The sequence below is a fragment of the Burkholderiales bacterium genome (genome assembly GCA_035543335.1).
Taxonomy (GTDB): Bacteria; Pseudomonadota; Gammaproteobacteria; order Burkholderiales; family JAHFRG01; genus JAHFRG01.
Genome location: DASZZH010000017.1, coordinates 1 through 7,466, shown reverse-complemented (window position 1 = coordinate 7,466; position 7,466 = coordinate 1). Strand labels below are relative to the sequence as shown.

Below are 7,466 nucleotides of genomic sequence, written 5' to 3'. Positions count from 1 at the left end.
CGGATGGGGCGTGGCTTTCCGGGCGGTCTGCTTTGTCGCTCGCCTTGCGAATAGGCAACGGCTATTCGACGCGGCTCGCTTCGCGCATCCCATCCCGGAAAGCCGACGCCGCGGCCCCGTGGAGTTCTTCAACACCCTGCTAAAGGTAATGCAGCACGTCCTGCGGATGATTGATGAGTGTGTCGGCGCCCCAGGTTTCCGGATGGGCGCCGTTCCCCAAATAGCCGTATTGCGCCACCATCGCGCGCATTCCGGCAGCGTGTGCGGCGGCGACATCGCGCTCGTCGTCGCCGATATAGACGCAATTTGCTGCCGGCACGCCGATTTCACGGCTCGCCTGCAGCAGCGGCTCGGGATGGGGTTTGAAGTTGGCGCAGGTGTCGCCGCTGATGATGCAGGCGGCGCGCCGGTCAAGCTTGAGCTTTTGCATTAGCGGCAGCGTGAAGCGCTCGATTTTGTTGGTGACCACTCCCCACGGCAGGCTCCTTTTTTGCAATGTGGCGAGAAGCTCGGAAATTCCGGGAAAGAGCCGCGTGTCGTGGCAAAGGCGTTCTTCGTAGAAATTCAGAAATTCTTCGCGCATGGCCACGTAATTTTCGTCTTCAGGAGCCAGGTTGAAACCGATTTTCATCAGTCCCCGCCCACCCTGCGAGACATAGGGACGGATGGTTGGCAAAGGCAGTGCGGGAAGCCCATGCATTTTGCGCTGGTGGTTGAGCGCAAAGCCGAGATCGGGAGCAGTGTCAGCGAGCGTGCCGTCAAGATCAAACAGCACGGCATGAATCATGATTTGATCGCGTGCAGCAGATAATTGACGTCGGTATCCGGGCCGAGCGCATAGATTTTAGTGAACGGGTTGTAGGTCATACCGGTAATATGCTCGACGTTCAGTCCGGCATCGCGGCAGAAGCGCGCCAGTTCCGAAGGCTTGATGAGTTTGGCGTAATCATGCGTGCCGCGCGGCAGCAGCCTCAGAATATATTCGGCGCCGATGATGGCGAGAAGATAGGATTTGAGGTTGCGGTTGAGGGTGGAAAAAAACGCGTGGCCGCCCGGTTTAATGAGTTCGCAGCAGGCTTTCACAGCGCTAGCCGGGTTCGGCACATGCTCGAGGAATTCCATGCAGGTCACTATGTCGTAGTGTTGCGGCTCTTTGCGCGCCAGCTCTTCGACGGCCACCATGCGGTAATCAACCTGGTTGCCGCTTTCCATGAGATGCAGCTGCGCCACTTTCAGCGCTTTTTCGCTAAGGTCGATGCCGGCGACTTTGGCGCCGCGTACCGCCATGCTTTCCGCGAGAATCCCGCCGCCGCAGCCGACGTCAAGCACCGCTTTGCCTTTCAACCCGGCGATTTTATCAATGTAGTCGAGCCGCAGCGGGTTGATGTCGTGCAGCGGCTTGAATTCGGCTCCCGGATCCCACCAGCGGTGCGCCAGCTCGTTGAATTTCTCCAGCTCTGTCGGGTCGACGTTCACCATCTGTTGAGTGTTCAGTGTTGAGAGTTCAGAGTTCAAAGTTCGGTGTTCAGGATATACACTTAACCCTTAACTCTCAACCCTTAACTCTGATTCCCGATTTTTTCCTGCCAGTAGCGGGCCTTCGCGGCGAGTTCCCTGGCATTCAGCGTGGTCAACTCACGGTTTTCGAGCAGCAACTTGCCGTTCACCCACACGTGGCTGACTTGCTCCCGTCCCGCGGCATAAACCAGGTGCGATACCGGGTTGAAGCAGGGTGTAAGCTCAATTTCCGAAAAATCCACTGCTGTGATGTCAGCAGCTTTGCCGGCTTTCAGCGAACCGATTTTGCCATCGAGCCCCAGCGCCTTGGCGCTGTTTAATGTCGCCATCTGCAGTGCCTGATGAGCCGGGAGCGCATCGGCCTTTCCGCTGACCGTCTTGGCGAGCATCGCCGCAAGCCGCATTTCCCCGAAGAGGTCCAGGCGATTGTTGCTCGCCGCGCCGTCGGTGCCAAGCCCGACATTGACGCCTTGCTCCAGCAGCGCGGCCACCGGCGCGAAACCGCTGGCGAGCTTGAGATTGGAGGAGGGGCAGTGCGCGACGCTGCACGCTTCGCTCGCCAGCAGCGCGATTTCCTGGGCGGTCAAATGCACGGCATGCACGGCGATGAAATTGGGGCCGAGCAATCCCAGCTTATGCAGCCGCTCGAGCGGCCGCATCTTGTATTGTGTCAGGCTCTGTTGAATCTCATCCTGGGTTTCCTGTACATGGATGTGGATCGGCAAATCGAGTTGCTGCGCATAGGTGAGGAGCTTCTCGAAGGTCTTGTCGCTCACCGTGTAAGGGGCGTGCGGCGCCATGCAGAAAGAAAGCAGCGGTTGCGGGCGCCATTCATCGCGCATCGCCAACCCCTTGTTCAAGTAATCCTCGGGGTCGCCGGCATAGCTGCTGGGAAATTCAATCACGATAACACCGATGGCGGCGCGCAGGCCTGTCTCCACCGCGGCTTTCGCCGCCGCTTCGGGAAAGAAATACATGTCGTTGAAGCAGGTGATGCCGCCGCGCAGCATCTCCGCGCAGGCCAGCAATGTGCCGTCGTAAACGAACGGATGCGAGACGTGTTTTGCTTCTGCTGGCCAGATGTGCTGGTTCAACCAATCCATCAGCGGCAAATCATCGGCGAGCCCGCGCATTAGCGTCATCGCCGCGTGGGTGTGAAGATTGACGAGCCCCGGTATGAGCGCATGGTTTTCGAGGTGCACATGTTGTTTTGCGCTGAAGCGCGCGTGCGCTTCGCCAGTTGGCAGTACCGCCAGTATCGTCCCGTTGCTGATAGCTATGGAATGCTTTGGCAAAACATCCCGCGGTTCGACCGGAATCACCCAGCCGGCGTCAATCAGGACAGCGACGTGTTGAGGCATGGCCTATTCCAATGAAAAGCCCCCAAGGAACCTCTGATTAAGTCCTCCGCGGATTGCGTTGCTGGCAAAATACGGATGGATGCGAGGCGCGCGATGAAGGTCGTACTCGAAGTACGACACCGAGGAGGGCCCGCGTAGCGTCGCACCTGCGAAGCTGTGCAGCGGAGCGGGCCAGCGCTCGCCTTCGCGGTCGCACGTACCCGAGGCTCCACCCTCCGGCGAGCACGCTGCAGACGCCGCATTTTGCCGCAACCCGCAGGGACGGGGGCTGCCGCGACACGGTGAGCGAAGCTTGGGGTGCGGGAGCGGCAGCATGAGCGCCCCATCGAACGGCGCCTCTTGCGGTAGCTTGCGCCCCTTCCCGCGTCAGGCCCGCCGACACGGCGTTGACGGAGCCATCCGGAGCGGAAGGCGGGCCAATGGCGCGCTTCCCGCAAACAGCTGGCTTTGCCAGTAACGTGTCCGCGCGCCCTACGCGAGTCCGAGTCCGGGGCGCCCGGGCGCATGGCTGTTCGTCGCTGGTTTGGCCTCCACCAAACGGCGCTCCTCATGCCTCGCCCTGCACCCGGATTGCAACACCGTCGCAACCGCGCGGGACTTAATCAGAGGTTCCCTAGCGGGGCTTCCCCATTGTAACTGCGTTTGGTTACTTGGTCGCGGTGACGTCGATGTCTACCCGGCGGTCAGGCTGCAGGCAATCAATGAGATCCCTGCGATTGAGGCCTTTGCATTGATCAGGGGTGGTCACCGGCTGGGTTGCACCCTTACCCTCGCTGTGAATCTTTTGCGGCGGGATGCCGTGATTAATAAGATAGGATTTAGCCGCCTCGGCGCGCTCTTCGGAAAGCTTTTGATTATAGGCGGGCGAGCCCAATCGGTCGGCGTGGCCGACCACGGAAATATGGTCATATTGCGCGCCCTGCAGTTGGTCGGCGATCTCGCTCAACAGCAGCCGGCCGCGCGGGCGCAGCACTGCCTTGTTGAAATCGAACAACGCGTCGGCGGAAAGCGAAATATGTTCCGGCGGCGGTGGCTGGACTGGCGCTGCGGCTATTACCGGTGCTGGCTCGGGAGTCGACGGCGGCTCGGCAACCAGGGGCGGTGGTGGCGGTGGCTCGCACACCTCTTTCGGCATCAGATTCTTGTCACATGCACAGCCGACCGGGAACTGCGCCCCGGGTAGCACGGTCTCTGCCGCAAGCTTTGGTGTCCAGAAGCCGGTCCTCCAGCACAGGCCGGTGCCGCTACGGGCGAGAACTCCACGTTGATCGATCAGATAAGGTATGACGCCGCTTGGGGTTTGCGCGAGGGCTGCCGAGGCGCCCATGCCTAGTGTTGCTACTGCGGCCACGACAAAAACCGGCTTTGAAAATTGTCCAATCATAAATTTCCCCTTTCTAATTGATTTGAAACTATCGTTAGATCAGCGTGGAAAAGAAGATGGAGGGAAACGGCTCCTTAGTGCTCATAGTACTACAAATTCCCATTTTTTTGCAATTTCAGACCCTGTTTTTCGGTGTCCTCGCGGGGCTTCAGATACACGCTACTTGGCCTTAACCCTTCGCGCATGATAAAATTTATAAATTTAATTTGCTGCAATTTCAGTCCTAATAATCATCTAAAAAACACCACATTTCATGGACCAATTCGCCAAAGAAACCCTGCCGGTCAGCCTGGAAGAAGAGATGCGCCGCTCCTACCTCGATTACGCGATGAGCGTGATCGTGGGGCGGGCGCTGCCGGATGTGCGCGACGGCTTGAAACCGGTGCACCGCCGCGTGCTGTTCGCCATGCACGAGGCGAACAACGTGTGGAACCGGCCGTATGTGAAGTGCGCGCGCATCGTCGGTGACGTGCTCGGCAAATATCATCCGCACGGCGACGCGGCCACTTATGAAGCGCTGGTGCGCATGGCGCAGGATTTTTCCATGCGCTACACGCTGATTGACGGGCAGGGCAACTTCGGTTCGGTGGACGGCGATGCGCCGGCGGCCTACCGCTATACCGAATGCCGCATGGAGCGGATTTCCTCGGAGATCCTGGCGGACATTGACAAGGAAACCGTGGATTTTGCGCCCAATTACGACGGCAAGGAGCAGGAACCCGCCGTTCTGCCGACCCAGGTTCCCAATTTGCTGATCAACGGCTCCTCGGGCATCGCGGTGGGCATGGCGACCAACATCCCGCCGCACAACTTGAACGAAGTGGTTAACGCCTGCCTTGCGCTGCTCAACCATCCGGAGACGAGCATCGATGAGCTGATTGAAATGATCCCGGCCCCCGATTTCCCGACCGCCGGTATTATTTACGGCGTCGCCGGCGTGCGCGAAGGTTACCGTACCGGGCGCGGGCGAGTGGTGATCCGCGCCCGCACGCATTTCGAGGAAATGGACAAGGGCAACCGCCAATTGATCGTAATTGACGAGCTGCCCTACCAGGTGAACAAGGCGGCGCTCTTGATCCGCATCGGCGAACTGGTGCGTGACAAGAAGCTCGAAGGTATCTCTGATTTGCGCGACGAATCCGACAAATCGGGCATGCGTGTGGCGATCGACCTCAAGCGCGGCGAAAACCCCGAAGTCGTGCTGAACAACCTGTATAAGGAAACACAGATGCAGGACACGTTCGGCATGAATATGGTGGCGCTGGTCGACAACCAGCCGCGCGTGCTGAATCTCAAGAACCTGCTCGAGCTGTTTTTGCGCCATCGACGCGAGGTGGTGACGCGGCGCACGGTGTTCGAACTGCGCAAGGCGCGCGAACGGGCGCATATCCTCGAAGGCCTGGCGGTGGCGCTTTCCAACGTGGACGAAGTCATCGAGCTCATCAAGAAGGCGGAATCGCCGGCGGTGGCGAAGACGCAGTTGATGGCGTGCTTTTGGCGCTCGAAGCTCGTTGAAGACATGCTGCACCGCGCCAGCTCCGACGCTTCGCGTCCCGAAGGCCTGTCGCCCGAATTCGGGCTGCGCAAACAGGGGTATTACCTGTCTGATGCGCAGGCGCAGGCGATTCTGGAATTGCGCCTGCAGCGCCTGACCGGTTTGGAGCAGGAAAAAATCATTTCCGAATACAAGGAGGTGATCGAAAAAATCACCAACCTCATGGATATCCTGGCGAAACGCGAGCGTATCACCCAGATCATCACCGGAGAATTGAATGCCGTTAAAGAGCAGTACGGCGACCAGCGCAGGAGCGAAATCGTGATGGACACGCAGGACCTGAGCATGGAAGACCTGATCGCGCCGGAGGACGTGGTGGTGACGCTTTCGCACGGCGGCTACATGAAATCGCAGCCGGTTGCGGATTACCGCGCGCAGAAGCGCGGCGGCCGCGGCAAGCAGGCGGCGACCACCAAGGAAGACGATTTCATCGACTCCCTGTTCATCGCCAACACCCACGACTACATCCTGTGCTTCTCCAACCGCGGCCGGGTGTACTGGCTCAAGGTTTACAACGTGCCACAGGGCAGCCGCGTCAGCCGCGGCAAGCCCATTGTCAACCTGGTGCCGTTGATGGAGCACGAGAAAATCACCGCGGTGCTGCCAATCAAGGAATTCGATGACGAGCATTTCGTATTTATGGCAACCGCCAAGGGCACGGTAAAGAAGACCGCGCTTTCCGCATTTTCACGGCCGATGGCGAAGGGCATCATCGCCGTCAACCTCGAAGACGGCGATTACCTTATCGGCGTGGCGCTCACCAACGGCGGGCGGGACATCATGCTGTTCTCCGACGGCGGCAAAGCGGTGCGCTTTGACGAAAAAGAAGTGCGGGCGATGGGGCGCAATGCAGCGGGCGTGCGCGGCATGAAGCTCACCGGGGACCAGCGCGTCATTTCGCTCCTGACTGCGGAGAATGAGAATCAGTCGGTGCTGACGGCGACGGAGAACGGCTACGGCAAGCGCACTCCAATTGCCGAATACACTCGCCACGGCCGCGGCACGCAGGGCATGATCGCCATTCAGACCTCGGCGCGCAATGGCAAGGTGGTGGTGGCGACGCTGGTTGACAAGGAAGATGAAATCATGCTGATTACCACCGGCGGCGTGCTGATCCGCACCCGCGTTTCCGAAATTCGCGAAATGAGCCGCTCCACCCAAGGCGTGACGCTGATCAATCTCGGTGAAGGCGAAAAACTGGCGGGATTGGGAAAAGTCGCGGAGAGCGATGAAGAGGAAGGAACCCCTGATTAAGTCCTCCGCGGATTGCGTTGCGGGTAAAATGCGGATGGATGCAAGGCGCGCGACGAAGGTCGTAGTCCGGACTACGACACCGAGGAGGGCCCGCGCAGCGTCGCACCTGCGAAGCTGTGCAGCGGAGCGGGCCAGCGCTCGCCTTCGCGGTCGCACGTGCCGAGGCTCCACGCTCCGGCGAGCACACTGCAGACGCCGCATTTTGCCGCAACCCGGAGGGACGGGGGCTGCCGCGACACGGTGAGCGAAGCTTGGGGTGCGGGAGCGGCAGCATGGGCGGCCCATCGAACGGCGCCTCTTGCGGCAGCTTGCGCCCCTGCCCGCACCACGCTGCGCGAGACCGAGTCCGGGGTGCCCGTGCGCATGGCGTTGTTGTTCGTCGCTGGTTTGGCCT

General features: G+C 60.0%; 6 protein-coding genes. 2 read left to right on the top strand and 4 right to left on the bottom strand.

Annotation, left to right across the window (positions count from 1 at the left end):
- Positions 1-139 precede the first annotated feature (139 nt).
- The 4 genes from VHE58_03485 to VHE58_03470 all read right to left on the bottom strand — a co-directional run bounded on the left by VHE58_03485 (position 140) and on the right by VHE58_03470 (position 4,263).
- Entirely contained in the window at positions 140-787 is a 648-nt protein-coding gene (locus VHE58_03485; GenBank protein ID HVS26346.1) for an HAD-IA family hydrolase, read from the bottom strand.
- Positions 784-1,479, bottom strand: a complete 696-nt coding sequence (gene ubiG, locus VHE58_03480; GenBank protein HVS26345.1) for a bifunctional 2-polyprenyl-6-hydroxyphenol methylase/3-demethylubiquinol 3-O-methyltransferase UbiG — start codon at positions 1,477-1,479, stop codon at positions 784-786. The genes VHE58_03485 and ubiG overlap by 4 nt, the downstream gene beginning before the upstream one ends.
- An 80-nt stretch (positions 1,480-1,559) precedes the next feature.
- Positions 1,560-2,879 (bottom strand): TRZ/ATZ family hydrolase, encoded by a 1,320-nt coding sequence (locus VHE58_03475; GenBank protein ID HVS26344.1) that lies wholly within the window; start codon positions 2,877-2,879, stop codon positions 1,560-1,562.
- 646 nt (positions 2,880-3,525) lie between these two features.
- The gene (locus tag VHE58_03470) at positions 3,526-4,263 is read right to left on the bottom strand and encodes an OmpA family protein (protein HVS26343.1); all 738 of its coding nucleotides are present in this window, start codon (positions 4,261-4,263) and stop codon (positions 3,526-3,528) included.
- A 253-nt stretch (positions 4,264-4,516) separates the two neighbouring features.
- Here VHE58_03470 and gyrA point away from each other — a divergent pair, with 253 nt between their 5' ends.
- Positions 4,517-7,072, top strand: a complete 2,556-nt coding sequence (gyrA, locus tag VHE58_03465; protein ID HVS26342.1) for a DNA gyrase subunit A — start codon at positions 4,517-4,519, stop codon at positions 7,070-7,072.
- A 156-nt stretch (positions 7,073-7,228) separates the two neighbouring features.
- Positions 7,229-7,466 (top strand): hypothetical protein (locus VHE58_03460; protein ID HVS26341.1); only part of this gene is annotated, 238 nt, incomplete at its 3' end.

Coding starts and splice junctions, on each gene's coding strand:
- VHE58_03485 (HVS26346.1), bottom strand. CDS start 787: ATGATTCATGCCGTGCTGTTTGATCTTGACGGCACGCTCGCTGACACT.
- ubiG (HVS26345.1), bottom strand. CDS start 1,479: ATGGTGAACGTCGACCCGACAGAGCTGGAGAAATTCAACGAGCTGGCG.
- VHE58_03475 (HVS26344.1), bottom strand. CDS start 2,879: ATGCCTCAACACGTCGCTGTCCTGATTGACGCCGGCTGGGTGATTCCG.
- VHE58_03470 (HVS26343.1), bottom strand. CDS start 4,263: ATGATTGGACAATTTTCAAAGCCGGTTTTTGTCGTGGCCGCAGTAGCA.
- gyrA (HVS26342.1), top strand. CDS start 4,517: ATGGACCAATTCGCCAAAGAAACCCTGCCGGTCAGCCTGGAAGAAGAG.